Origin of the sequence: Pseudoalteromonas rubra, assembly GCF_005887095.1 — a bacterium.
Classification (GTDB): domain Bacteria; phylum Pseudomonadota; class Gammaproteobacteria; order Enterobacterales; family Alteromonadaceae; genus Pseudoalteromonas; species Pseudoalteromonas rubra_E.
Map to the genome: position 1 here is coordinate 1 of NZ_PNCI01000126.1, position 462 is coordinate 462.

Sequence of the window (462 nt, forward strand, 5' to 3'; positions counted from 1 at the left end):
CGGCTCGGAGGCCGGGATGACGGGCTTTGAGTGCTGATTGACGGGCTCGGGATACGGATTGACGGAATACATCAAGTACTCCGTTATCTAAGCTCTTGCTCCATTGCCTTGTATTCCGTTGCCTTGTATTCCGTTGCCTTGTATTCCGTTGCCTTGTGCTCCGTTGCCTTATGCTTCCTCCCAGTCATCCCGTGCCCGACACGGGATCTACTCACAAGCGACTCCGTTAGATGGCGTTACTCAGATGCAAAACCCCCTCGTTACTATCTGTGGTATTTTTGTTGTATTTGGAATGGTTCCCGGCTCGGAGGCCGGGATGACGGGCTTGGTGTGCTGGTAAGGTGTACTAGATGCACTGACCTTATTGCCTTTTGGATGGTTTCCGATTCGAGTCTTGAGTGGCAAAGCTTTGAGTGCAGGATAACGGAATACATCATGTAGTCCGTTATCTAAGCTCCTGCT

General features: G+C 51.1%; 2 protein-coding genes. Both read right to left on the reverse strand.

Going from position 1 to position 462, the window contains the following annotated elements:
- Window positions 1-83: 83 nt before the first annotated feature.
- Window positions 84-215: a hypothetical protein gene (locus CWB99_RS24840; protein ID WP_283235381.1), complete on the reverse strand. Its 132-nt coding sequence runs from the start codon at window positions 213-215 to the stop codon at window positions 84-86.
- Between the two features lie 25 nt (window positions 216-240).
- Window positions 241-462, reverse strand: a 222-nt coding sequence (locus tag CWB99_RS24460; protein ID WP_212748545.1) for a hypothetical protein, incomplete at its 5' end; no start/stop codon positions are given.